Here is a 26886-nt window from a genome sequence, read left to right as displayed (position 1 = left end):
TAATTAAGATAAATTCCAAAAATCTCTCATCAAATTCAGTAATAAATCAGGTCGTACTTTATCCATCGGATGTTTTGTATCAGGAAGTACAGCCAATTTTGCATTTGGAAGACTTCTGTAGACTTCAATACTTTCCTCAAGAGTCACCATATTGTCTTTATCACCAACCATAATTTGAACGGGAATATTGATGGTCGATAAATTATCTTTTAACGGTGGATTTTTACCCAAAGAAATCATCATTTCGGCAATCGCAGGTAACAATTGTTTCCATTTTGCTCCATGTTGATTTTCTAATAACTCAGCATATTTCGGAACTTTTTCAGCAATAATGTCGGGATTCAGCATTTTGCTTTCTTTCAAAGCCTGTTCTTCTGTCCAGTCGAATTTTGTTCCCAAAGTCATAATAGAATTTACACTTGTCGGATTTTTCAAAGCATAATAAAGGGCAACATAACCTCCCATGCTGTGACCAAAAATATAAACATCATTTAAATTTTCTTTTTCAATAAATTCTTCTAATTCTTGTGTATATTTTTCAATGGTGATTCCATTTTCAGGAATTTCAATGGTTCCGTGTCCTGAAAACAGAGGAGTGTAAATTGTAAAATATTTTGAAAGTTCTTCTTTAAAAGATTCAAAAATATCACTGTGACCTAAAGCTCCATGTAATAAAATAAGATTCGGCATATATTATTAGTTTGACGGAAAATTAAGAAAAAGAATTGATTGCTGAAAGAAGGAAAAAAATGCTGAAGTTTTGCATTTCAACCAATCATTCTAAACATCGATTGCCATTACCAAAACACTCACTTTATTATCTTTGGATTTCAAAATTTTCCACGCAATTGAAGCGAGCGTATTTCCTGTCGTAAAAACATCATCAATCAGCAAAATATGCTTTCCTGAAATGCTTTTCGTGATCGAGAACGTATTTTCAGTTTCAAGACGATGTTCTTTATCTTTCAAAGCCTGAGCTTTTGAATAATGATTCCTTTTAATCAATTCGTGGTCAAAAGGAATGTTGTAAAATTCAGACAAATTTTCTGTAAACAAATGCAATTGGTTGTAACCTCTTTCCTTTAATTTCTTTGGATGCAAGGGAACAGAAACTAATAGATCTGGTTTTTCATTTTTAAAATCTAGCCTTTCTGTTGTCCAGTCTGCAAGAGTTTTCCCAACTTTTTCCCGGCTTTTATATTTCAGTTCATGAATGATTTTTCGGCTCAAATTCTCCTGTGAAAATTGCATCAAAGCATAAGTATTCTCAATGGGAAACAATAGTTTACATTTCTCCTTGATGAAATTATCCTCAAAATAATTGTAATGCGTAAAGTGAATTTGTTCAAAACAAAGGCTGCAGACCAATAAGTTGCCATCAATAATTCTGTTGCAGTCAAGGCAACGATTCGGAAAAAATAAATCTAAAATCATTTGTGTGTACTAGAAAACTAAAATATAAAATTTGCCTGAAAAATGAAAGATTACAAAATATTTTTTCTAATCTTTTCAATCGAATTTTTCATGCTTAAATTAAAATATTCTTTTTCCAGACGAATTGGCGGCGATTGTCTTACTTCACAATCCGCAATACTGCACGATTCGCAGGTTACTCCAACATTAATGGTTTTTAAAGTCGGAGATTTAATGAAATTGATTTTTTTGATCGTCTGTGAATTCAATAAAATTCCTAAACAATAACTTCTGTTGCTTCCATCAGAAAATGGATTTTTCTGCGAGGTTGAAATCACCAAATAGCTTATTCCCTGATCTTTATAATGCGAAATTTGTGCATCAGTCAATGTTTCATTTTCTTTTAAATGATGCAAATTCTTTACAGCAATCCATCTTCTGCAGTAATGTTCGTTCGTTGCATTCGCGTGTGGAGCTTGTTGATGATTGAGATGTAATTCCTTTAAAATCTGTATTTTACCTGAATTTTTCTTTTTCACCAAACATAAATAAAACAAATCTTTGATTCCCAATTCAGAAGAAAGAACATTGGTCATTCGATAATAAAATGTTTCAGGAGAATTGGTAAAACTTTCAATTAAATTTTCAAAACCAGTTGGTTTCCAATCGTTTTGTAAGAAAAATTCCGAAATTTTTTCAATTGTTTTTTCTTTTGAAATTAATAAAGCTCCGGCAAAATAGGAAGCATAAAAATTATTTAAAATTTCTTCAAAACTTCCAAAATCCAGCCAGGAATATGTATTTGGACGATTTTTTAATTCCAGAACATTAAATCCTATTTCTTTAGCGAAAATGAAAGTCTTTTGATCTTGTTCTAATTTTGTATTTAAAAGCAGTAGTTTTTTCTCAGGAATAAATAACGAACGAAGATTATCTAACGTTCCATATTGTTCAAAATCTTCTGATTGAATTGTGTAATTAAATTTATCGGTTAAAATATTTTCTAAAAGCTCAGCCTTTAAATCTTTACTTATTTCCAAGTGATTATCCTGTGCAAACTGCAAAACTTTTTCCTCAATTTCAGGAAAATAATTATCATACAATTCCTGAAACGAACGTAAAACGGCAAAATAAAAGCGCTCTTTTCCCAGATTATAATTCTGTGAAATTTCAATCAACGCATTAATGAAGGCAGTTACTTTTTTCGGCGCATCACTGATGATACTTATCAAATTATTTTTATTGATTCCGAAAAGTTCCAAAGGAATTTCTTTAAAAAAATCCGACTGTAAAATTTCATTAAAAGGTGCTAAACTTTTATCCAGCTTTGTAGAGACCAAATCATCAAAAGTACAGCTCAGCGCTTCTGAAAGTTGGATGATTTTATCATGTTTCGGATATTTTTTGCCATTCTCGATTTCATTAAGATAAGATTTTGACAAACCTGTCTTCACAGCAAGATCCTGTAAAGACCAGTTTTTTTTTTGTCTTTGCTGTTTCAGTTTCAGCCCGAAAACCGTTTTAATAAAGTCACTATCCGAATTCATACTTCAAATATAATATTTAGAAGCGATTTTTCGCATAATAATTTTTAAAATAAATTTAGCGAACGTTCGCTGTATGTGAAAATTTTTATTTAGGTTTGTAATGTTGAATTACAAAATCAAAATGATATGGAAACCAAAACTCAATTGAAAATCAAGGCTCAATATCAATTCGAAGAAATTTTCACCAATGATTTAATCGATTTTTTGGTTGAGCTTCATCAGAATTTTAATCAAAAAAGAATTGATCTTTTAGAGGAAATAAAAAATACACAGCGGGAATTTGATAAAGGAAATCTTCCCAAATTTTTAGCTGAAACGGAAGAAATCAGAAATGGAAATTGGGTTTGTTTTCCACTTCCCGAAGATTTATTGGATAGGAGAGTGGAAATTACAGGACCTGTTGACCGAAAAATGATTATTAATGCTCTGAATTCCGGTGCTTCGACTTTTATGGCAGATTTTGAAGACAGCAATTCGCCAACTTGGAAAAACTGCATGGAAGGTCAAATTAATCTTTCTGATGCGATCAACCGACAAATCGATTTTACCAATGAGCAGGGAAAATCATATCAGCTGAATGAAAAAACGGCTGTTTTATTGGTTCGTCCAAGAGGTTTACATTTGAATGAAAAACATATTGAAATTAATGATGAACAAGCATCGGCTTCATTAATCGATTTTGGAATTTATTTTTTTAGAAATATAAAACAATTGATAGAAAACAGAAGTGCAACCTATTTTTATCTCCCCAAATTAGAACATTACAAAGAAGCACGTTGGTGGAATGAAGTTTTTGTTTTTGCTCAAAACTATCTTGAAATTCCGCAAGGAACGATTAAAGCAACAGTTTTAATTGAAACAATTACAGCTTCTTTTCAAATCGATGAAATTTTATTCGAATTAAAAGAACATAGTTCCGGTTTGAATTGCGGACGTTGGGATTACATTTTTTCTTTCATTAAAAAATTTAGAAATCTTCCAGAATTTATTGTTCCAGATCGTGATCAAGTGACGATGACTTCACCTTTTATGAGTGCTTATTCCAAAAGAGTGATTGAAGTTTGTCATAAAAGAAACGTTCACGCAATTGGCGGAATGGCGGCACAGATTCCGATTAAAAATGATTATGAAGCAAACAGTCTGGCTTTTGGAAAAGTAAGAAATGATAAAGAACGTGAAGTGAAAAACGGGCACGACGGAACTTGGGTGGCTCATCCTGCGTTGGTTTCGGTGGCAAAAGATATTTTCGATCAACTTATGCCTTCACAAAATCAATTCGATAAAAAGTTTGACTATCAAATTACAGAAAATGATTTATTGGAAATTCCGAAAGGAGAAATTACAGAAAAAGGAGTACGGAAAAACATCAATGTCGGAATTCTTTACATCGAATCATGGTTGATGGGAATTGGCGCAGCTGCTATTTATAATTTAATGGAAGATGCGGCAACCGCAGAAATTTCAAGAACCCAAATTTGGCAATGGCTGAAAAATGAAGCCGTTTTGAGTGATGACCGAACATTGACAAGAGAAATGATTCTTCAGTGGGAGTTTGAAGAGCTGGAACGTATCGAAAAATACGTTGGTGAAGAACGTTTCAGAAAAGGAAAATTCAATCTTGCGAAAGAACTTTTCAACGAACTGATTTTCTGTGAAAACTTCGAAGAATTCTTAACCTTAAAAGCATATCCTTTTATTTGAGTTGGAGCGTGAGCGAGTTTTTATGTTTGAGACTTTTTTACTAAAAAACTATCAATCAATAACCTAATCCTAAACCCTAAAAATATCATTATGAAAACAAAACAAAATCAAATTCAGGAAATAGAAAAAGACTGGCTGGAAAATCCACGTTGGAATGGAATAAAAAGACCTTACACAGCGGAAGATGTATTGAAACTTCGCGGTTCTTATAAATTAGATTACACGATTGCGACAGAAATGTCAAAGAAATTCTGGCATAAATTAAATTCTCAGGATTTTGTTGCCGGATTAGGTGCTCTGACCGGAAATCAGGCGGTACAGGAAGTTGATGCAGGATTAGAAGCTATTTATCTTTCAGGGTGGCAAGTTGCGGCAGATGCGAATTTGTCTGGTGAAATGTATCCCGATCAATCGTTGTATCCTGCGAATTCTGTCCCTTTTGTGGTGAAAAAAATAAATAATGCTTTGCTGAGAGCAGATCAAATACAATCTGTAAATGGAGGTGGAGAAAAAGAATATTTAGTTCCAATCATTGCCGATGCAGAAGCTGGTTTCGGAGGAAACCTGAATGCCTATGAATTAATGAAACAAATGATTGAAGCTGGAGCTGCCGCAGTACATTTTGAAGATCAGTTGTCTTCTGCCAAAAAATGTGGTCATTTAGGCGGTAAAGTTTTGGTTCCGACTCAGGAAGCAATTAATAAATTAATTTCAGCTCGTTTAGCGGCAGATGTTTTGGGTGTTCCAAGTTTGATTATTGCACGAACTGATGCCGATGCAGCGGATTTATTAACTTCAGATATTGACGACCGAGATAAAAAATTTATAACAGGCGAAAGAACCTCCGAAGGTTTTTATGTCGTGAAAAATGGAGTAGAACAGGGAATTGACAGAGGATTATCTTACTCACCTTACGCAGATTTAATTTGGATGGAAACTTCAAATCCGGATTTGGAACAGGCAAGAAAATTTGCGGAAGGAATTCATGCAAAATTTCCGGATAAAATGTTGGCTTACAATTGTTCACCGTCTTTCAACTGGGCAGCGAGATTAAGTGTAGAAGAAATGTTGAATTTCAGGGAAGAACTGGCGAAAATGGGGTATAAATTTCAGTTTATTACTTTGGCTGGTTTTCATGCATTGAATACGGCAATGTTTGAACTCGCTTTAGCTTACAAAGAAAAAGGAATGGCAGGTTATTCCGAATTACAGGAACGGGAATTTGCTTTGCAACAAAAAGGTTTTAGAGCAGTAAAACATCAGTCTTTTGTGGGAACAGGATATTTTGATGAGGTTCAGAATATTGTGACAGGCGGTTCTTCAGCAACTGTTGCAATGAAAGATTCAACAGAAACGGCTCAATTTCATTAAAAAGTTCCATTTTAAATAAATTTAATTGTTTAGAACCTTCTCTGTTTTGAGGAGGTTTTTAGCTTGGAATTAAAAAATTTAAAGTTCATATATTTGAGTATTAATGAAGCCGTAAAAAATAATGAGTTTAATTTATCAAAAACAAATACTGGTAACGGAGGATCATATTGATCAAAATAATCATGTGAATAATGTTCAGTATGTAAAATGGATGGAAGAAATTGCCGGAGAACATTGGGATTTTGTTAAAGACAAAACGCCTTTTCCCGAAGATATCTGGATGCTTCTCGATCATCATATTCAGTATAAAAAGCAGGTATATTTAGGCGAAACGATTACCATAAAAACATATCCTAAAGCTCCTGAAGGAATTAAACAGCCCAGAAAAGTTGAGTTTTACTGTAATGATAAACTTGTTGTAATTCAGATACACTTTGGGTTTTAATTGATATAAAAACACAGAAGATTAAAAGGCTGGAAGATGATTGGCTGGATAAATTAAGTTTTTAAACATATTATCTATTAAATGAATGAGCTCAATTTATTTAATTTTGACCTTCGTATGACAAAACCAAAACTCAAACCAAATTCCTTATCTTTGCACCATGATACGTATTACAAAGATTTTTACATTCGAAACAGCGCACGTGCTGTATAACTACGATGGAAAATGTAAAAATATGCATGGACATTCCTATAAGCTGTTTGTAACGGTGAAAGGGAAGCCTGTAAATGATTTGGAAAATCCTAAAAATGGGATGGTTGTGGATTTTGGAGATATCAAAAGTATCGTAAAATCGGAAATTGTAGATGTTTGGGATCACGCCGTGTTGATCAACGGACTTTCCCCTCATAAAGAACTGGGAGAAAGCCTGGAAAATCAAGGACATAAAGTGATTTACTGTACTTTCCAGCCGACATGTGAAAATATGTTGTACGCAATTGCGGCAAAAGTGAAATCAAAACTTCCGGAAGGAATTTCTTTGGCATATCTTAAACTTCACGAAACCGAAAACTCTTACGGCGAGTGGTTTGCAGAAGATAATCAATAATTTATTCAATAAAAACTCAGAACGGTGATTAAAACAACCATCAATTTAGAACCTGGAAAAAAAGTGTATTTTGCTTCAGATCAGCATTTTGGTGCGCCTAATCCGAAAGAAAGTAAGGTGCGCGAAGAGCGGTTTATCCGATGGATGGATGAGATCAAGCATGATGCTCAGGTTTTGTTTTTAATGGGTGATTTATTTGATTTTTGGCATGAATGGAAACATGTAATTCCGAAAGGATATGTTCGTGTTTTAGGAAAAATTGCAGAATTGAAAGACCGCGGAATTCACATTTATTTTTTTGTCGGAAACCATGATCTTTGGATGAAGGATTATCTGGAAGAAGAAATCGGATGTACGGTTTTTTACAAAAAACAGTATTTCGAAATGGGCGGAAAACAATTTTTATTAGCTCACGGAGATGGTTTGGGACCGGGAGATAAAGGATATAAAAGAATGAAAAAAGTCTTTACAAATCCTGTTGCACAATGGTTTTTCAAATGGCTGCATCCCGATATTGCGATGAAAATTGCATTGTATATGTCTCAGAAAAATAAAATGATTTCCGGAGATGAAGACAAAGAATTTTTAGGAGAAGACAAAGAATTTCTGATTATTTATTCCAAAGAAAAACTGAAAACCCAGAAGATCGATTATTTCATTTACGGACATCGTCATCTTCCAATGGTTTTGAATTTGGAAGGAAAGGCAGAATATATCAATTTAGGAGACTGGATTTCGTATTTTACATACGGCGTTTTCGAACATGATTTTGAATTAAAAACATTTGGAGAAAGCACAAAAAAAATTACCTCATAAAAGAGGTAATCTCCAGAGTGAACCGAAATTCATTCTTGTTTTTAATCCATATTCCGCTTATTTCATTGCAATAACCTGACCAAATTTTAATTTTTATATTAAAAAAACATTAAAAACGATTCTTGTTTTATTAACTGTTTTAAAATGAGATGATAAGATTTTAAAATATTTAGAAGTGGAAAATATATTCAATATACAGACAGATCAGGATTTTTTGACTGCAGCATTGGAAACTTTTCGTTATCAATATGAAAATGTTGAAATATACAGACGTTTCGTGGATTATTTGAACATTAATCCTGATGAGATTGATAGTCTGACAAAAATTCCTTTTCTGCCAATTGAGATGTTTAAGAATCATCAGATTCTCGATAAAAATGCGACAGCTGATCTGTTTTTTCAAAGTTCTGGAACGACTCAGATGAATTTGTCTAAGCATTTTATTGCGGATGAAAATATTTATGAAAAAAGTATTTATAAGAGTTTTGAACAGTTTATCGGAAAACCTGAAGATTTTATCTTTTTAGGATTATTACCAAGTTATCTCGAAAAACAAAATTCTTCTTTAATATATATGGTGGATTATTTAATGAAAAAATCTGCCAAGCCTGAAAATGGATATTTTCTTTACAATCACTCCGATTTGTTTGAATTATTGAGTCAGTTAAAAGATAAAAAAGTTATTCTTTTTGGAGTTTCTTTTGCATTGCTAGACTTTATCGACTACTGTCATTCTGAACGAAGTGAAGAATCTCTACATCTTTTAGAAAATTTGATAGTGATTGAAACCGGCGGAATGAAAGGCAGAAAAGAGGAAATGACGAAAGATGAACTATTGAAAATTTTACAGGAAGGTTTTAAAACTGATAAAATTTATTCTGAATATTCAATGACGGAACTACTTTCGCAGGCTTATTCTTTAGGAAAAAACGAATATCAATGTCCGAATTGGATGAGAATCATGGTTAGAAATGCAGAAGATCCTTTTAATTACGAAAAAGAGGGAAGAACAGGAGCGATAAATATTATTGATTTGGCAAATGTTCATTCGTGTTCGTTTATTGCCACTCAGGATTTAGGGAAAATTGTTGGAGATAAATTTCAGGTTTTAGGTAGAATTGATCACTCGGATATTCGTGGCTGTAGTCTTTTGGTTTCATAATTTTGTTTAAATAGTAAAATTCAAAGTTTTATGAAGTTCAAAATTGAAGAATTAGTTCATGCATTCATCCATTCTCAATGTGATTTTGAGAAAGAAATTGTGTTGACCAATCATTTTCAGGCAGATTGGGAAGCAGATATTTTAATTGTGGATTCGGAAGGGTTCAGTCATGAAATTGAAATCAAGCTTTCGAAAAGTGATTTTAAAAATGACTTTAAAAAATCTTATACTAACTCAAATACCGGCGAAAAGTTTTTAAAACACGATAAAATTTCCTGTGGAGATTATATTTGTAATGCTTTTAGTTTTTTGTTGCCGATGGGAATGGTAGATCATAATTTAATTCCTGAACATTGCGGAATTATTGAATTTTATCACAATGTGGATTCTTGGGAAACCGAGTTTTATTTGATACGAAAGCCGAGAAAAGTTCATGAAGATTCTTACTGGAAACTGAATGATAAAGATCTTTTCATCCGAAAAATGGCTCTCAATTTATTATATCGAAAATTGGAAATCAAAGGAAAGCATGAAGAATTGATCTTCAAAAATCCATTTGATATTAAAAAGTTGAAATAAAAAAATCCTGCCGAATTTGACAGGATTTTTTATTTTTTAGTTACCTAATGGTTCCATGCCATTTCTTTGCAACAGAAATTTATAAATTAATCCTCCTGCTACAGCTCCTAAAATTGGAGCAACCCAAAACAGCCAAAGCTGAGACATTGCATTGCCTCCTACAAATACTGCCTGAGAAAGCGATCTTGCAGGATTCACAGATGTGTTTGTAATAGGAATTGAGATCAAATGAATTAACGTTAATCCTAATCCGATTGCGATTCCTGCGAATTTTCCGTCAGCAAATTTATCAGTTGCTCCCATAATGATGATCAGGAAAAATGCTGTTAATAAAAATTCAGTTAAAAATGCAGCGCCCATAGAATAGCTTTTTCCAAAGTAGACGGCTTCACCATAAAAATTGGTGGCAAAAGCTCCCGGTCCTGAAAAATCTGGTGTTCCCGAACCGCTTAGAATTACAAATAAAGCTCCTGCAGCTCCGATAGCGCCTAAACATTGAGCAGCAACGTAAGGTAAAAGATCTTTCGCAGGAAATCTTCCTCCAGCCAATAATCCGAAAGAAACAGCAGGATTGAAGTGTCCACCAGAAATATGACCTACTGCATAAGCCATTGTAAGGACTGTAAGCCCGAAAGCTAAAGCGACGCCTATCAATAGAATCCCTAATTGTCCATTAGAAGCCGGAGCGATTTGTGAGGCGAAGATTGCACTTCCGCAACCTCCGAAAACAAGCCAAAATGTGCCGAAGAATTCAGCAAAAAGTTTTTTTATCATATTGTTTATCTTAAAATGTATTTCAAATTTAGAATTTAAATCTTAAATTAAAAAGTTAATTTTAAAATATATTCCGAATTTATGTTGATGTAAATTATGAATTTAATAATCGTAATTATGCTTTTTTCTAGGAAGTTGTGGGATCTGAGAAATATGGCAATTGAATTGCATGGAATAATTCATTATTTTTAGATTAATAATTTAAAACATCTTTAATGAAAAAGTTTTTGTGTGTGATTTTTGCATCGCTTGTTCATGGTTCTTATTATTCGCAAGCGGCTAAAAAAACATTACCATGTTATGATCTTACAGAGGTTTTAAAAGTAGAACCGACTTTTATTTATAAACCTCATTTGGATGCTTCAAAAAGTTTTGGAGTAAAGCTTTTGAAAGATTCAAAAACAGTTTTGAATTATATCAACAACGGAAAATTTCATAAGATAAAAAAATCAGGGAAAGGATATCGTGTTCAGAAGCTTGATTACAGTCGTGCATGGATGGTTTCTAAAGGAAAACTGATGCTGGAAAAAATCGGCACACGTTTTAGTAAAGAAACAAAAGGACATACTTTTACAGTTTCTTCGATTACAAGAACTTTGGAAGATCAATGCAGATTAAGAAAAGTTAATTCCAATGCGGCTTTAGGCATAAGCTCACATAATTATGGCAATTCCTTCGATATTTCGTATGTTCGTTTTAATGATGTTTTAAAGTATAATCCTAAAATGGAAGCAGCGTTGGAAAAAGTCTTAAAATATTATTACGAAACGGGAAAGATATACTATATCAAAGAAAGGCAGCAAAGCTGTTATCACATTACAGTAAGAAATTATTAACTAATTTTCAATTATGCGTGAGATACTTGCACACGTAATATAGTTTATATAATTTTATCCCACTAAAAATACCGTGAAAATATGAATACATTTAACAGGGAACAGTGTGATGCGGCAATTGCAGAATGGATCGATTGTTGTGGAAACTATAACGCAATTAAAAATCTTATTCCTACAAACTATGTTTTTAATTTTGATTCCGAGCAAATCGACTGGATGAAAAATGCTAATAAAAACAGTGAATTTTGTACGGAAATAGGAGTTTATAATGATCAGCTTGTTGCGGTTCTTTGTCCGTTGGATCCAAATGGTCAGAAAATAATTGTTGAGGATTATCCTTACAGTTTTTTAAATGAGTTGGAAGGGGATCTTAATTTAGTGGAGACAGAACAATACACTCTTGTGAAAAATGCCATTCTTTCCAGAGAGCTGAGAACGATTGATGACAGTTCCGACATGTATTGGCCGGTTTCTAGCAAGCCGATGATGGAACAGGATAAAGCTGTAGAAGCAATTGAATCTTGGAGAAATGAAGGAATGACATGGTTCTACAGAGAGTGTTCGGAGTTTCAAGGAAGTAGAATTTTTAAGAAATTTTATGTGCCGGCTGAAAACCTTAATCCTCCAAAACCAGGACTTACTAGTATGGTATGTTCATTTGGATTGAAGTTTTCCGATGTATATCAGAGAGTTTTACCTACTCTTATTTTCATATCTTTTTATACAGATCTTGAAAATACGGGAAGTATAGAAAAAATCTCGAATACATACGACTGGTCACAGGCTTGTCCGCCGATTTGTCAGTTTATGTAATTTTTAACTAAAATATATTGTGGATATTTACCAGGTAATACTTTATCTTAATAACAGTTTACTTGTTATTTGTACTTTGATAGGAATCTTAAAGTACAAAGTTTTTAGAAATACAGAAAAATGGTATGTATATTATATCATTTTTCTTTTTTTGATAGAAGCTACAGGAAGGATTTCCATTAATCTTTTTAATGCAAAAGATCTAAACTTTTTGTTTCCTTATTATGTTTCCGGAGATTTTCTGATATTAGGGATTTTATTTATCAGAAAATTAGCTTTACGCTGGTATTGGTATATTCCCGTAGTAATATTAGCTGGTTTCTTTTTGCTGGATACAGGGATTATAGGTAATGAAATAAAGAAAGTTATTTCAAATATTGTCGTTATCTGTTTTGCGGGTTATGCGTTGCTTATGGAAATTAAGAATACAAAAATTGATGATCGGTTTATGGCAGTAGACAGTCTTATTTTTCTGTATTACGGATTGTCGGTATTTTTATTTTTTCTTCTTCGGCAGCTTGCGGATTTCGGGAGGGAAGAAGCCGGAATGATCTGGAGTATTAATAATATTCTGTGTAGTTTTCTATATATATCAATCATTTATACCTTTTTAAAATTAAAGAAATAACTTTAAATATCACCTTTTTTATTGCGTTGATTGCTGTTTTGGTGATCATCATGTCTTTCGTTTTGTTGGCGTACAGAAGTTTTATTCAAAGAATAATTAAAGAAAAAAACGCACAGCATGAAGCGGAAGTTCAGCATCAGAAAAAGTTGGTCTTAGAAAATATCAAAGCTCAGGAATCAGAAAGGAAAAGAATTGCAGTAATGATTCACGATGATATTGGAAATCGTCTGAATATTCTTTCATTATGGTTAAATAATATGGATACAAAAGGAGATGAGCTTATAAAGAAAAACATTACCACACAAATGTCTTCTCTGATAGATTCTGCAAGAAGTATCTCGCATTCATTATATCCTGTGAATCTTGAATCTGTAGGTTTGGTTTTATATATCGAGGAACTGATCGCCAATTTATCGGGAAGAATCAATATTTCTATGAATGTAAGCCCGAAATTTCAGAAAAAAGAAATCTTCATAGAAGTTCAATTATACAGAATTATTCAGGAATTTACGACCAATGTTCTCAAACATTCGGAAGCATCAAGAGTCTGGATTTATATTAAAGATAACAATACAAACCTTGCGGTTGTCATTTCAGACAACGGACAAAGTTTTGAATATGATGAAGTGAAAAAGGGGATGGGTATCAAAAATATCGAATCCAGAATAAAATCTATGAATGCGGCGCACAAATGGAAAAATGTTTTGAATGAAGGCAGCCGTTTAATTATTAAAATTCCATACAACAATGAATTCTCAAATCAAAATAGCATTAATTGATGACGAACAGCTGATCCTTGAAGGAGTAAAAATGTTATTGTCCTCCGAGCAAAATATTTCGGTAGTTTCTACGTCGAGCACAGGACCCGATTTTTTAGAAACATTAGAAAATATTTCTGCAGAAGAATTTCCCGATATCGCTTTAGTAGATGTGCAAATGCAGCCTATGAACGGTTTTGAATTAGTTGAAATCTTAAAAGAAAAATATCCCGATCTTAAAATTATCATCCTTTCTTCACATTATAAAACTACTATTTTAGGTTATATGGTAAAGTTGGGAGTTTCCGCTTTTTTGCCTAAAAATTCCAACAGGAATGCTTTTATAGAAGCAATTACAATGGTTTATAAAAATGGAATTTTCTTTACGCCAGAAGATCATCAGATGATTTTTTCCTACATGAACAGTCCTACTAAAAAAAGAACACTTTTTGAAATGGACGATGAACTTTCCGATCGTGAGAAAGACGTGGTGAAATTGATCTGTCAGGAATGCACCAACAATGAAATTGCAGAAAAATTATTCATCAGTCCAAGAACTGTCGAAAGCCACAGACAGAGAATTGTCGAAAAAATTGGCGCCAAAAACACAGTTGGGATTGTAATTTATGCAATTATCAACAATATTTATCCTTTAGAAAGAATTTGATTCCGTAGAAATACGGAATTTTTTATTTGGTACTTTCTACTCTATAATCCCGTTTTTTTTCATCGTTACTTTGAGGAGTTCATAAAACAAGTACTTCATTATTAATAATGAAGATCAAGATAAAACCACAAAGTGTAATGAAAAACAATATCATCTCTGTCGGAATTTTCTTCGACGGAACCGGAAACAACGGGCAGAACGCAACTTCCCCCGAAAAACCGCCGAAAAATAACGAAAGCTATTACGGAAATATTACCAATATCTATAAATTGTTTAACCTTTTTAATGGTGATGAAAAAAATTATATAGAAGGAATCGGAACCGTTACAGGATCTGAAGACAGCGACTTTGCAATGGCAACCTGTCAGAATCCTGCAGGATATCAAGGATACTCTTCTGATGATAAATTAGAAAAGGCTTTTTCTTTTGCTAAAAATAAAATGCTCGATGAATCCCGAGAATATCATTTTTATGTCTATGGATTCAGTCGTGGCTCTATGTTGGCGAGAAATTTTTGCTATGAATTATTAAAACCGGATTCACAATTTTCGAGAAATCATATTAAAGTAAAATTTCTCGGAGTTTTTGATACCGTGGAATCTGCAGCTTTCAATAATTATAATGTAACAGTTTTCCCCGAAACAGAAAGAGCTTTACATATTTGTGCAGTGAATGAATGCAGATATTTTTTTCCGTTAACAGGTTTTTTTGAAGAATCAAAAGAAAAAGAAGACTCAAAATACGAAACAGACAACTCGGTGTGGAAAGAAATTTTCGTTCCCGGAGCTCATGCTGATGTTGGTGGAGGATATTTGGAAGGCTCTCAGTCGGTTTACATATCTCCGAATTTTATGAGAAACAGTGAACTGTATTATTATGTAGAAAATATTAAAGGAACAGCACTTGATGCAGAAGGAAATAAAATTTGGGATAATCTTTTACAGAATTATAAACTGGACCAGGGTGAAATTTTTTCACAGGCTTATATTGCGAGAGATTTAGTTTATAATGAATTGTCAAAAGTTTATGGAAAATTAATGTTGATAGAAACAAATACAGATGAGACGATTTTTAATACAAATTTTGATGAATCTAACTTTGAAATTAACGCACAAAAACATTCCTATTTAGTTGAACTGTCGAATGCGCTGGAAAATTATATTAAAGATCTTTCATCAGGGTTAAAACCAAGATATAATTACGAAAAACTGGTAGATTATACTCACATTTCAGCAAATTTTGGGTTATATCATCCGGCTTTACTTCAAAATTCAAAGTTTGGAGTAAATACGGAGTTTATTAACAATGGATTGAACGTACCGAGCAATTCTGATGATCAGTTCAGTAAAAATCAATCCAAATTACAATCAGAAATACATCACATAGAAGATTCTATCGTGGATTACGCATACGGAACAAATATTCCGAATAACGACAATTGGAACCGTACAATATTAATTAAAGAGAATTTTTATAATAAATGTTAGTACTTTTTCAGTTTTAAATTTAGGTGTAGAGCTGTCCTGGTTAGACAGCTCTTTTTTATTTTTAATAATTGATTTTCAGTTAGGTAAAAATACGGAATAACATTTTTGGTAATTTATACTGTAGTTTTTCAATTATATTTTTCCGAATTTTGAACCATTATCAAATGAAAGCACATATAAGTTTTTCCCTATTTGAGTCACTTTTTTAAGTGGCTCTTTTTCTTAACATTAAATTCCTTTATTTTGCGTATTTTTGCACGCGAAAATTCATTATTCACTTTTAATTCATTTAACACATGCTTTCGGTTCAAGGTTTAGGATTACATCATTCGGGAAACTATTTGTTTCAAAACGTAAATTTTACGATAAAAAAGGATGATAAAATTGGTTTGGTTGGTAAAAATGGAGCGGGGAAATCCACTTTATTGAAAATGCTTTCCGGAGAGATCACTTTCTACGAAGGAAATGTGGTTCCTGAAGGAAATATTACTATTGGTTTTTTGAAGCAGGATCTTGATTTTGTGAAAGGAAGAACCGTTTGGAACGAAACAATGCAGGCTTTTGAACAGATCAATGCATGGAAAGAAGAATTGGAGGAAGTGAATCATCAAATGACAGTAAGAACCGATTACGAAAGTGATTCTTACACAGATCTGATCAACAGAATGACCGATCTGAATGACCTTTTGATGCATCATGATGCTTACAACTTGGAAGGTGATATCGAAAAAGTATTGTTTGGTCTTGGTTTTAAAGCGGATGATTTTCAAAAAATTACCGACGAATTTTCCGGAGGTTGGAGAATGAGAATCGAGTTGGCAAAATTGCTTCTTCAGAAGAACGATTTGATGCTTCTCGATGAGCCTACCAATCACCTTGATATGGAATCCATTATTTGGCTTGAAAACTTTTTGAAAGATTATCCCGGAGGAATTGTTTTAGTAAGTCACGATAAGCAGTTTATGACGGCGGTTTGTAACAGAACTTTTGATGTGAACAACAGAAAAGTGGATGATTATAAAGCCAATTATTCCAAATATTTGGTGATGCGTGAAGATCGTCGTGAAAAACTGATTCAGGCTAAAAAGAATCAGGATGCGGAGATCAAGCAAATGGAAGATAACATTAATAAGTTCCGTGCAAGTGCTACGAAAGCATCTTTTGCGCAGTCACTTATTAAGAAATTAGATAAAATTGAACGTATCGAAGTTGATAATGAAGACGTTTCAAAATTCAATATCCGTTTCGTACAGTCACAGGTTCCGGGGAAAGTAATTTTCGAAGCTGAAAATCTGGGTAAATCTTACGGTGAAAAACAAATTTTTGATGATGTAGATTTCATCGTTCAGAGAGGAGACAGAATTGCGCTTCTTGGTCAAAACGGACAGGGAAAAACGACTTTGGCTAAAATTTTGGCTGGAGATATTCAGGATTATTCAGGTTCATGGAATCTTGGACATAATGTAAACATTGGATATTTCGCTCAAAATCAGGAAGAAGTTTTAACGCCTAATAAAACCGTTCAGGAAGAAGCAGAAGATTCTGCAACTGAAGAAACCAGACCGAGAGTAAGAGATTTATTAGGATCTTTCCTTTTCCAGGGTGAGGCTGTAAATAAAAAAACAAAGGTACTTTCCGGAGGTGAAAGAAACCGTTTGGCGCTTTGTAAATTGCTTTTACGTCCATTCAATACTTTGATTATGGATGAGCCTACCAATCACTTGGATATTCAGTCTAAAGAGATTATCAAGCTTGCTTTACAGAAATTTGAAGGTACTTTAATTGTAATTTCTCACGACAGAGAATTTTTGCAAGGGCTTTGTGATAAGATTTATGAATTCCGTGATGGTAAAATGAAAGAATTCTTAGGAGATATTAATGAATATCTTGAATTCAGGCAGAAAGAAAGCATCAGAGAAATTTCTGCCGAAAAGGCAAAACTTCACAGTGAGGATCCAAAAGTTGAGGTAAAGAAAGTTGAAGAAAAACCTGTTGCGAATCAAACAACAATTGTAAGTAAAGAGCATAAAAATATTCAAAATAAACTGAAAAAAGTAGAAGAAAAAATTTCCGAACTTGAAACTAAAGTTGAAGAGATGGAAGCTTCTTTCACAAAAGAAAACCCTTCTGAAGAAACTTTAGAAAAGTATAATAAAACTAAAGAAGAGTTGGAACTGGCTTTACAGGAATGGGAACATTTGGGTTCTCAACTGGGTTAATTTAAAATAATGCTTCGAGAGCCTCAGCATGACAACGCTACAAATTTGCTGTTAATAAACAGTTAGTATTCGCGATGTCATGTTGAGGTTCTCGAAGCATCTAAAACAAGCATTGTAACAAAATATTAATTGCTTCTACATATTACTCAAAGTATTTTAATAAAACTTTAATGTAAATTTTTAATTTATTTTCATAATTTTGACGAATGATTTTTAAAGAAAGCAGAAATCTGAAGAATTTTATTTCCAAATTATTGTTTGGGATATATTTTCTTGCGATGTTTTCTCAAAATTTTCACAATCACAGTTCTGAAGATGTTTTTCAAAATTTCAGCTTTAAAAAATCAGAAAATACCATTACAAAAAATGTAGCAAAAGAAAAAGCCGGCGACTGTTTGGCTTGTCATTTCTTGGCTACAGGACATACTTTAGTTCCTGAAGAATTCAGTTTTTCTTTTGAAAGTTATACTCATGAAGTAAAACAGATTATCACTGTTCAGGAAAAAATCTGGTCACAGACAAAATTCACTTTTCAGCTTCGGGGACCGCCCACAATTTCATAATTCATAGATTTTTTTCGGATTTTTTTTACTTAAATTTTTAAAATTTAGATATTTCTTAATGCAAATTTGAACCATTAAGGATAATTAATTATTAAAAATATTAAGATTAATGTATTGATTAATAATTGACTAACATCAATTGAATAATTACATTTCCAAAAATCCAATCAACAAACTTTTTTCGAAAAAATGTACTATATAAAAAAGTACGCAATCAATCTATTTAACAATGAAATTGATATATAGCTTAATGCTGATCCTTTCTGGATTTGCATTTACAAACGCACAACAGACTTACACTGTAGAAGGAACTGTACAGGATTTTCATGACAGAACAATGCTGGAAAATGCAGTTGTGAAAATTGGTGACTTCACTACAAAAACAGACAAAAAAGGTAAGTTTTCTTTTGACAAAATTCCTGCGGGAAAATATATACTCATTGCTAAACATCCTGATTGTAATGATTATACTGAAAATGTAGGAGTTACACAGGATACGCATTTAACGATTACTCTTGAGCATCATTTTCAGGATATCGAAACGGTAACGATTCATGGAAGCCACAAAAGCAATGGTTCTCTGGTTGTTAAAACGCTTGACAAATCTGAAATTGATAGAAATTCTACCGATAATTTGGGGAATTTATTGACTAAGATTTCAGGAGTTTCTGCGCTAAAGACAGGAAATAATATTTCAAAACCTATTATTCACGGTCTTTACGGAAGCCGCATCGCTATTTTAAATAATGGAGTAAAACTTGCCGAACAGGAATGGGGAGTGGAGCATGCACCGAATGTTGATATCAATAATTTTCAACATATCGATGTAATCAAAGGGGCTTCTGCGTTGAAATACGGAAGTGATGCAATCGGTGGAGTAGTCGTGATGGAGCCTGAGATTTTCCCTAAAAAAGATACCATAAAAGGTTCTGTAAATCTTTCAGGGATTTCCAACGGAAAAGGTCTTGGAATAGATGCGGATATTGCTAAAGTCTGGAAAAATGGCTGGGCTGTAAAAACAGGAGGAAGCATCAAAAAATTAGGAGATCAGCATGCTCCCGATTATAATTTGATGAATACAGGGATGGATTTTTCTTCATTTAATTTTACCATTCAGAATAATTCTTATGAAAAAGGAATTTCATTTGACTATTATTTGACCAATCAAAATATCGGAATTTACAGAGGTTCTCATGTTGGAAATAATGAAGATTTTTATAATGCAATAACTTCGAATATTCCAGTTTATACAGGAAATTTCAGTTATGACATTGATAATCCGAGACAGGTAATTGAGCATCATATTGCCAAAGTTTCTGCCTTCAAAAGATTTGAAAATATAGGGAAAGTCTCCGCAACATACAGTTATCAGTTTAATCACAGACAGGAATATGACATCAGAAGAGGTGAATTGAAAGATACGCCTTCTCTCGATCTGGAATTAATGACACATCAGTTTAATCTTAATGATTTGCTGGAAAGAGGAAAGTTTTCTCTGGAAACAGGAATTGATGCAAGTTTTCAGAACAATTATTCAGATCCGGCAACTAAAGCGAGACGTTTGATCCCGAATTATGATAAATATGCTGCCGGAATTTATTCGATTTTTAAATATAAAATTTCGCATGACTTCAATATAGAAGCTGGAGCAAGGTATGATTTTACCCGTTATGACGTAACGAAATGGTATGACAAGAGCGATTGGGAAAGCCGATATGCAGATTCTTATCCGCAGTTTTATGTGAAAACCGATCAGAACAGAATTTTGACACGTCCTCAGTTGAATTATGAAAATTTCTCATTCAATGCAGGATTGGAATATCATCCAAGTTCAAGTTTTGATTTGAAATTTAATTATGCAAAAGTGGGAAGAACTCCAAACATTGCTGAATTATTTTCAGATGGACTGCATCATTCTGCATCAGTGATCGAAATTGGAGATATGGGATTGAAAAATGAACAGGGACATCAATTTAATTTAACAATTGATTCGAAATTCAATGTTTTAGAAGGATTGAATATTTCCGTAAATCCTTACTTTTTTATCACTAAAAATTTCATCAATGAAGTTCCGACGGGCGTTCAAAATACAATCAGAGGTGTATTTCCGGTTTGGTCTTATCAACAGATCGATGTGAAAATGTATGGGATAGATCTGGATGTTAATTTTAAACTTACGGATAATCTTACATATGTCGGAAAAGGAAGTTATGTTTACGGACAGGACGATACGCATAACGTTCCTTTAATTTTGATGATGCCTTCGAATTTCTCAAATGCTTTGCAGTTTACTAAACAAAACTGGAATCAATTTTATTTTACGTTAGAAAATCAGACGTTCTTAAAACAGAACAGATTCCCGGTTTATAATGCGACTATTCCTATTTATGTAGATGGGGACGAAGTACAAAAAACCGTTGATTTGAGTACTCCGCCAAACGGTTATTCTCTGTGGAATATCCAGACCGGGATCAATATCAGCAAAAATCTTTCTGCAGGTCTTATCGTGAATAATCTTTTTAATGTTTCATACAGAGATTATCTGAATCGTATGAGATTCTTTGCGGATGAGGCAGGAAGAAACTTTATTTTAAACTTTAGATACAGATTCTAAAGATTTCAAAAATTATTTAAACAAAATTTACAATCTTAAAATTTTACAAAAAATGAAATTATTCAATACTAAAAATATAATCAAATTATTAGCTGTTTTATTCATTGCAATTACTGTGGTTTCTTGTCAGAGAGACGGATCTGCTGCGGAAGACGATTTGCCGCAAGAGGATCTTACAAACATTATTTTAAAAGTAAGAGATATTTCACCGGGAAGTACAGCGGCAGCAATTGCATATAATTATAGTATGGGAGCTGGTGGAGCTCAATCCATTAAATTGGAGGACGGAAAAACTTATGAGGTAATTGCAGAGTTTAAAAACGGAAACGACGATGCTACAGAAGAAATAGAAGCTGCAAAAGACGAACATTTTTTAGTTTTCAATTTTCCTAATTCTGATATTTCGTTGACTCGTACAGATGGTCCTAAGTCTACGAGAGGTGATGGAAAACGTGTAGGATTGAAAACAGAATGGGTGGTAAACAAAGCCATTAAAAATCCAGCTGCAACAAGTCAGTTGATTTTTACACTTTATCATGAGCCTGCAAGTGTTACAGAAGATTCTCAGGGAAGTGGAAACGGAGTTGTTTTCGGAACTCAGGTTGGAGGAGAAACAGACGCTCAGGCAAATTATACAATCACGAATTAAAATTTTATTTTAATATCTTTAATCTTGTTAACAAAAACCACTGAATTTTTTCGGTGGTTTTTTATTTGTATAAAAAATAAAACCTCCAAAAAGGAGGTTTAGGGAACTAGGATTTTATGTTTTTAGAATCTATTTCGTATCAATTGATTCTTTATGGTTTCCAATATGACCATTTACTGCCATTAAAAACTGCAAGACGTTTCGCTCCGGCTTTGTTAACGTATACCATCATTCCGGCAGACGGACTTGGGATATTCTGTACATCCTCAACAATAGGCAATACCATTGATTTGGTTGTAGATTCCAATACCAAAACACCAGTGGCTGTACTTGCTGTAGATCCAATAATTATTTTCTCACCGGATGCTTCAGGTATTTGTGCTGTTGCGGGCTGCGTTGTTAAAGTGGTTGTAATATCAGCATCTTGCCCACTTAGGTCTATCCATGCTCCATTGTAGTATTTTATACGTGCTTTGGTGGAATCGGTTGCGTCAAGAATTAATGTTCCTTCTGTAGGAGTTGTAGGTAATGTTCTTACATAAGGTAAAATTATTCCTTTATTTTGATTGGGTGCAAAATCTAACAGAACAGAAGTTTTTACGGACGCTGTACCAATAGCATCTCCAATGATAACCTGAGCGTACGATAATGTTGTTATTGTTATAAAGATCCCGGATATTATCTTTTTCATTTGATTTAATTTTTTGATGTGAAAGTTTTTAATAATGATTAAACTGAAATTTTTTCAATTTAAACTTGATTATGGACATGTTGCAGTGCTAAAACAGCTCCATGCAGTTCCATCATAGATTTTTAAACATTTCACAGTAGTGTCATAAACCATCATTCCTTCTTGAGGAGATGCTAAAGCGGTTACCTGAGCTGTTGTTAATCTGGAAATTACAAAACCTTTATTGTTGGATTCTAGAGCGAGATGACCCGATTTTCTGTTTGCTGGCCAGCTTCCGCTGTTCGGACTGGATTTTTGTAGTAGAGAGATCCCTACTTTCGTATCTGTACCGGCAGTAGCTGTATTTGCGTCATCGTAACATACGCATCTTTGTATGATATAGTCATTCGTTGTAGGATAATATGTATCTCCGTAAATAGGGGATGAAGTTGAAACAAAATTATTTGTTGAACCATTCGTTCCCTGTTGTTTAATTTGGAATTTAAAGGTTTCGTTAGGCTCGTAAATCAGATCATTTACTGAAGCAATGTTTATTGCTATTCCATCTTCGTCATTATTTGGACTTGAATATCCTGGTGTAACTCCACCATCATAGTTTCCGGTTGGTATCGTTACCAGATAAATACTGCTTCCTGCTACGTGAGATACTACCGGTGTACCATGTGAATTTGTAACACCCGTTACGGTAATATCACTGTCTGAAGCGAAAGCTGTTCCGTTGTTAGGATTTATTAATTCAAAAGCTACTGTAGTTGCAGAAGTTACAGCTCCATTAATTCTCATAAATAAATTACCATTGCTGGAACCTTCGCAAGATGATAAAGAATTAGAAAATTTTAGGTCAATAAGAGGATTAAGCGTTACTCTGATGTCATCCAATAAGTTTCCTAATCCCGGGCTGCCTCCATCAGCAAGTGCTCTGAATCCTACTCGGTATACACCCGATGTTCCTGTGAAAGTGTAAGTTCCCTGATAATTTGTCCATGCTGTCAAACTGGATGGTACAGTTGTCTGGCGAATTGTAGCTACAAGTGTTTCGTTTTGTGTTTCAATTCGCATTGCCGCTTGTTCTTGGGTAAGAGTTCTGGCTCTGTGTTTGAAATCATAGCTGATAATATCGCCATTTGCCAGATATATGTTTTGATAGATCATAGAACTGACATAAGCGTTCAGTTCTACAAAATTATTGCCCTGTGCAGCTGGAACACCTCCAAAATTATTACCCCAAACTTCAACGGGGTGACACGCTCCGACAGCACCAACCGTACAGGCAGTTGACTGAGCTGGATGCGAGGTATACCAAGGGGAAGAGACAGGTAATCCAGCATCAAAAGTTGTGTCGAAACCGAAGTTGGTATCTGTTTGTTGTACTGTTCCAGTGGCAACTCCGAATTCTAATCCGGGATTCACAAAAACTCTGGTCTGTGCAAAGCCGATTTGTGCTAAAAAAAAGAATAGAATTACAGAGAGACCTCGATTTCTTTTACTAAGGTGCACTGTAACTCGATGAGAGATTTTCATAGTTTACTGTTATTATGTTTATTATATATTTATGAAATAGCTATATCGTTTAAGCCATTCATTATTTAATAAATTATTAAGGGACATATTTTAAACTATCTTTAAATAGTTTGTATAAATAAATTTTTCTTCTTTTAAATTGTAGAATTTTTAATCTTTTGAAATATTTTATGTTTTGCATAATAGTATATTTCAATAAAAGATGAGTTATCAGTAAATAATTGTACTTGAATTTTTAAAATTGTTAAATTTTAAAAACGGTAAAATTTATTACAAAAATGAATTTTCGGTTGCAAAAATAAATAAAAAATTAAGTTTTAATGTTTATTTTGTATTAATTTATAATAAATGTGGTATATTTTTCTTATTTATTTTTAAAATTTATGCAAAAAAATACTATATTATATAATTGTTTTAAGGGCGATTTATAGTCATATTTTCAGAATAAAAATTAGATGATAAAACCTTACAACAGTTGATATATTGTTTTTTTGATCAGTCGCAATCTTTATATAATACCTACAATAATTACATTGTTTGTTTTTTAACAACATTTGGCTTTTTAAGTTGATTTTAATTGATAGATTTTCATAAAATTTTCATATTTTTGCAACCTAAAATTTTAATCAATAATGAAGGTTACTGCAAAAAACCATGATGATGTAAGTGCATTGCTTACAGTGACATTGGAAAAATCTGACTATAAGGAAAAAGTTGAGAAACAATTGATTAATTATGCTAAGAATGCACAAGTTCCTGGTTTCAGAAAAGGAAAAGTGCCTTTGAGTATGGTTAAAAAACAATATGAAGCAGGTATTGCTTTTGAAGAAATCAACAAGCAGGTTTCTGATGCTTTAAACGGATATGTTAATGACAACAAACTAAGATTAGTTGGTCAGCCGGTTCCTCAGCCAGTAAACGAATTCGATTACAATGCGGATCAGTTGGAAGTTGCTTTTGAAGTAGGATATGAGCCGGAATTCAGTATAGATTTAGCTAAATATGAAGCGCCTCACTACAAAGTAGAAGCTTCTGAAAAAGAAATCAACAAAAGTATTGAGAACATGCAGAAGCGTTTCGCTGAGCAGGCTCCTCAAGACAAAATCAATAAAGATTCTTATATCGCTTTAGAAATTTCTCAGGTTGTTGAAGAAAATGCTGAAGGAGAGCACCACCACCAACCAAAGAATGTTACCATTAATGCTGAAAACAAAGAAGCATTCAAATTGGTAAAATCTTTGAAAATGGACGGATCTGTAAAAGTTTCTAAAGAAACTCTTGCTGGTGACGAAGAATTGGCTAAAGAATTAGGATTCTCTAAAGAAGAAGTTGAGCACTTACACCACAACGAAGTTGAAGTAAAAGTAAAAGATTTCTATGGTCTTAATTTAGCTGAACTTAATCAGGAATTATTCGACAAAGTATACGGAGAAGGAAATATTACTTCTGAAGAAGAGCTTAAAGAAAAAGTAAAATCAGAATTAGACGAGTATTTCCAGCAGAATGCTGATGTTCACTTTGTGAATAAAGTATTGGAGCAGGTTTCTGAAAAAGAAGAAGTAAAACTTCCTGAAACTTTCCTTGTAAAATGGTTACAGTTCTCTAATCAGAATATCCAGTCTGAAGAGCAGGCTAAAGAAATTCTTGAAGCTGAGAAAAACCAGTTGAAATATCAGATCATTGAAGGGAAATTGATGAGTGAAAACGAAATTCAATTAGACTATGCTGATGTTTTAGGACAAGCTGAGCAATTGGTAAGAAATCAGTTAGCTATCTACGGAATCCACCACTTAGGTGATGAGGAGATCCAGAAGTATGCTGTTGAAATGTTGAAAGACCAAGAGCAGGTAAGACAAATTTCTTCTGAAGTTGCTATGACGAAGTTGAAAGATGTTATCTTGGAAAAAGCTACGAAGAAAGAAACAGCGATTTCTCACGACGAGTTTTTAGAAGAGCTTAAAAAATAATTTATTTTATTATAAATATTTGAAAACCACCAATTTTTTGGTGGTTTTTTTATTGGAAAACAGTCATATATAATTCAGGCAATATTCATATATTTACGTCTCTAAACTTAGTATATGAAAAAGATCATCATTCCGTTTTTTTGCGCTGTGCTTTTTTCTACTTCAGTAGCTGCACAAAAGACTACAGTTGTTTCCGCTAAAACGGAAGCTGTAAAATCAAAATTAACTCCTAAAGAAGTTATTGATAATTATCTGAAAGCTCTTGGAGGAAAAGATAAAATAGAAGGAGTTAAAACTACCATTATTGAAAATACTCTTTCTGTTCAGGGAATGGAAGTTGCTATGACAACTAAGAAAATGGGCAACAAATTCAAGTCTGAACAATCTGTTATGGGACAGAAAATGGTTCAGTTTTTTGATGGTGAGAAAGGATATTTCGAACAGGGAGGTAACAAAATGGATCTTCCGGCTGATAAAGTTGGAGAATTGAAAAAAGGTAAAGTAATGGATGCTTTAGGATATGATCCTGCAAATTTTACAAGTGTGACAGTTGAAAAAATTGATGGAAAGGATTATAATGTTTTAAACTCTACTAAAGGAACACATTATTTTGATGCTTCTACAGGATTGTTGTACAAATCGACTGCAGCTGAAGGAAATGCTACTGTAAAAAGCTATATGACTGTTGACGGAATCAAATTTCCACAGGAAATTGAAGCTGAAGGAGGAGGTCAGAAAGTAACAATTAAAACGACAAAAGTAACGATCAATTCAGGAGTTACTGATGCGGATTTTAAATAATAAATTCACTATTTAACATAATAAAGCCGGGCAATGCTCGGCTTTATTGTTGATTTGATATTTTTAACTTAAGTTTAACTAAAAAAATATATTTCATTTTTTCAGGAAATGATATTTTTGTCCTTATAGATAACACAAAAACGAATTGGTAAAAACAGAATTATTTTGATCTGAGATATTCCTCATTTCTAATTATTTCTTATTCAAGAAATTTTTCTAAATATTTTCACTTTAAAATTTAACGATATTTAACTCAA

Annotated in this window: 25 protein-coding genes; 19 read left to right on the top strand and 6 right to left on the bottom strand. The window is 33.1% G+C overall.

Features of this window, described 5'->3' with window-relative positions; all coding sequences use genetic code 11:
• Positions 1-3: 3 nt before the first annotated feature.
• The 3 genes from ABD940_RS04740 to ABD940_RS04730 form a co-directional block, all read right to left on the bottom strand.
• Complete coding sequence (locus tag ABD940_RS04740; protein WP_345200642.1) at positions 4-690, bottom strand: alpha/beta fold hydrolase; 687 nt, start codon at positions 688-690, stop codon at positions 4-6.
• Between the two features lie 90 nt (positions 691-780).
• A complete protein-coding gene (locus ABD940_RS04735) occupies positions 781-1434 on the bottom strand; it encodes a ComF family protein (protein ID WP_345200640.1) in 654 nt (217 codons plus the stop codon).
• Positions 1435-1484: 50 nt separating this feature from the next.
• The gene (locus tag ABD940_RS04730; RefSeq protein WP_345200638.1) at positions 1485-2960 is read right to left on the bottom strand and encodes a helix-turn-helix domain-containing protein; all 1476 of its coding nucleotides are present in this window, start codon (positions 2958-2960) and stop codon (positions 1485-1487) included.
• A gap of 126 nt (positions 2961-3086) precedes the next feature.
• Between ABD940_RS04730 and aceB the strand changes: the two genes are divergently transcribed.
• From aceB to ABD940_RS04695, 7 genes are all read left to right on the top strand, one after another.
• Positions 3087-4661, top strand: a complete 1575-nt coding sequence (aceB, locus tag ABD940_RS04725; RefSeq protein ID WP_345200637.1) for a malate synthase A — start codon at positions 3087-3089, stop codon at positions 4659-4661.
• 90 nt (positions 4662-4751) lie between these two features.
• Positions 4752-6032 (top strand): isocitrate lyase, encoded by a 1281-nt coding sequence (aceA, locus tag ABD940_RS04720; RefSeq protein ID WP_425550351.1) that lies wholly within the window; start codon positions 4752-4754, stop codon positions 6030-6032.
• 121 nt (positions 6033-6153) lie between these two features.
• The gene (locus ABD940_RS04715; RefSeq protein ID WP_345200636.1) at positions 6154-6477 is read left to right on the top strand and encodes an acyl-CoA thioesterase; all 324 of its coding nucleotides are present in this window, start codon (positions 6154-6156) and stop codon (positions 6475-6477) included.
• A gap of 160 nt (positions 6478-6637) precedes the next feature.
• Entirely contained in the window at positions 6638-7084 is a 447-nt protein-coding gene (locus tag ABD940_RS04710) for a 6-pyruvoyl trahydropterin synthase family protein (protein WP_345200634.1), read from the top strand.
• A 24-nt stretch (positions 7085-7108) separates the two neighbouring features.
• Positions 7109-7900 (top strand): UDP-2,3-diacylglucosamine diphosphatase, encoded by a 792-nt coding sequence (locus ABD940_RS04705; protein ID WP_345200633.1) that lies wholly within the window; start codon positions 7109-7111, stop codon positions 7898-7900.
• A gap of 175 nt (positions 7901-8075) precedes the next feature.
• Complete coding sequence (locus tag ABD940_RS04700) at positions 8076-9062, top strand: LuxE/PaaK family acyltransferase (RefSeq protein ID WP_345200631.1); 987 nt, start codon at positions 8076-8078, stop codon at positions 9060-9062.
• A gap of 30 nt (positions 9063-9092) precedes the next feature.
• On the top strand, positions 9093-9641 hold the full coding sequence (locus ABD940_RS04695) for a hypothetical protein (RefSeq protein WP_345200629.1): 549 nt from the start codon (positions 9093-9095) through the stop codon (positions 9639-9641).
• Positions 9642-9677: 36 nt separating this feature from the next.
• Here ABD940_RS04695 and aqpZ read toward each other — a convergent pair whose 3' ends face one another.
• Complete coding sequence (gene aqpZ / locus ABD940_RS04690; protein WP_345200718.1) at positions 9678-10412, bottom strand: aquaporin Z; 735 nt, start codon at positions 10410-10412, stop codon at positions 9678-9680.
• A 218-nt stretch (positions 10413-10630) separates the two neighbouring features.
• On the opposite strand from aqpZ, the gene ABD940_RS04685 reads away from it, so the two are divergent.
• The 10 genes from ABD940_RS04685 to ABD940_RS04640 all read left to right on the top strand — a co-directional run bounded on the left by ABD940_RS04685 (position 10631) and on the right by ABD940_RS04640 (position 21649).
• Positions 10631-11251, top strand: a complete 621-nt coding sequence (locus tag ABD940_RS04685) for a DUF5715 family protein (protein ID WP_345200628.1) — start codon at positions 10631-10633, stop codon at positions 11249-11251.
• 81 nt (positions 11252-11332) lie between these two features.
• Positions 11333-12064 (top strand): hypothetical protein, encoded by a 732-nt coding sequence (locus ABD940_RS04680; RefSeq protein WP_345200626.1) that lies wholly within the window; start codon positions 11333-11335, stop codon positions 12062-12064.
• 19 nt (positions 12065-12083) lie between these two features.
• Entirely contained in the window at positions 12084-12692 is a 609-nt protein-coding gene (locus tag ABD940_RS04675; protein WP_345200625.1) for a hypothetical protein, read from the top strand.
• A 50-nt stretch (positions 12693-12742) separates the two neighbouring features.
• Complete coding sequence (locus ABD940_RS04670) at positions 12743-13471, top strand: sensor histidine kinase (RefSeq protein WP_345200623.1); 729 nt, start codon at positions 12743-12745, stop codon at positions 13469-13471.
• On the top strand, positions 13440-14117 hold the full coding sequence (locus ABD940_RS04665; protein ID WP_345200622.1) for a response regulator transcription factor: 678 nt from the start codon (positions 13440-13442) through the stop codon (positions 14115-14117). The genes ABD940_RS04670 and ABD940_RS04665 overlap by 32 nt, the downstream gene beginning before the upstream one ends.
• Before the next feature lie 137 nt (positions 14118-14254).
• On the top strand, positions 14255-15604 hold the full coding sequence (locus tag ABD940_RS04660; protein WP_345200620.1) for a T6SS phospholipase effector Tle1-like catalytic domain-containing protein: 1350 nt from the start codon (positions 14255-14257) through the stop codon (positions 15602-15604).
• A 296-nt stretch (positions 15605-15900) separates the two neighbouring features.
• Entirely contained in the window at positions 15901-17823 is a 1923-nt protein-coding gene (locus ABD940_RS04655; RefSeq protein ID WP_345200619.1) for an ABC-F family ATP-binding cassette domain-containing protein, read from the top strand.
• 206 nt (positions 17824-18029) lie between these two features.
• Positions 18030-18386: a hypothetical protein gene (locus ABD940_RS04650; RefSeq protein ID WP_345200617.1), complete on the top strand. Its 357-nt coding sequence runs from the start codon at positions 18030-18032 to the stop codon at positions 18384-18386.
• Between the two features lie 229 nt (positions 18387-18615).
• Entirely contained in the window at positions 18616-21000 is a 2385-nt protein-coding gene (locus ABD940_RS04645) for a TonB-dependent receptor (protein ID WP_345200616.1), read from the top strand.
• A gap of 52 nt (positions 21001-21052) precedes the next feature.
• Entirely contained in the window at positions 21053-21649 is a 597-nt protein-coding gene (locus tag ABD940_RS04640; protein ID WP_345200615.1) for a hypothetical protein, read from the top strand.
• Between the two features lie 151 nt (positions 21650-21800).
• Here ABD940_RS04640 and ABD940_RS04635 read toward each other — a convergent pair whose 3' ends face one another.
• Together ABD940_RS04635 and ABD940_RS04630 are read right to left on the bottom strand one after the other, a co-directional pair.
• The gene (locus ABD940_RS04635; RefSeq protein WP_345200613.1) at positions 21801-22340 is read right to left on the bottom strand and encodes a hypothetical protein; all 540 of its coding nucleotides are present in this window, start codon (positions 22338-22340) and stop codon (positions 21801-21803) included.
• 69 nt (positions 22341-22409) lie between these two features.
• The gene (locus tag ABD940_RS04630) at positions 22410-23861 is read right to left on the bottom strand and encodes a hypothetical protein (protein WP_345200612.1); all 1452 of its coding nucleotides are present in this window, start codon (positions 23859-23861) and stop codon (positions 22410-22412) included.
• 632 nt (positions 23862-24493) lie between these two features.
• Between ABD940_RS04630 and ABD940_RS04625 the strand changes: the two genes are divergently transcribed.
• Both ABD940_RS04625 and ABD940_RS04620 read left to right on the top strand, forming a co-directional pair.
• Entirely contained in the window at positions 24494-25828 is a 1335-nt protein-coding gene (locus ABD940_RS04625) for a trigger factor (protein WP_345200611.1), read from the top strand.
• A 114-nt stretch (positions 25829-25942) separates the two neighbouring features.
• The gene (locus tag ABD940_RS04620) at positions 25943-26629 is read left to right on the top strand and encodes a hypothetical protein (RefSeq protein WP_345200609.1); all 687 of its coding nucleotides are present in this window, start codon (positions 25943-25945) and stop codon (positions 26627-26629) included.
• Positions 26630-26886 lie beyond the last annotated feature (257 nt).

This window comes from Chryseobacterium ginsengisoli, from assembly GCF_039542325.1.
GTDB classification, from domain to species: domain Bacteria; phylum Bacteroidota; class Bacteroidia; order Flavobacteriales; family Weeksellaceae; genus Chryseobacterium; species Chryseobacterium ginsengisoli.
The sequence above is the reverse complement of the archived record's forward strand: the minus strand, read 5'-3'. Positions and strand labels throughout refer to the sequence as shown.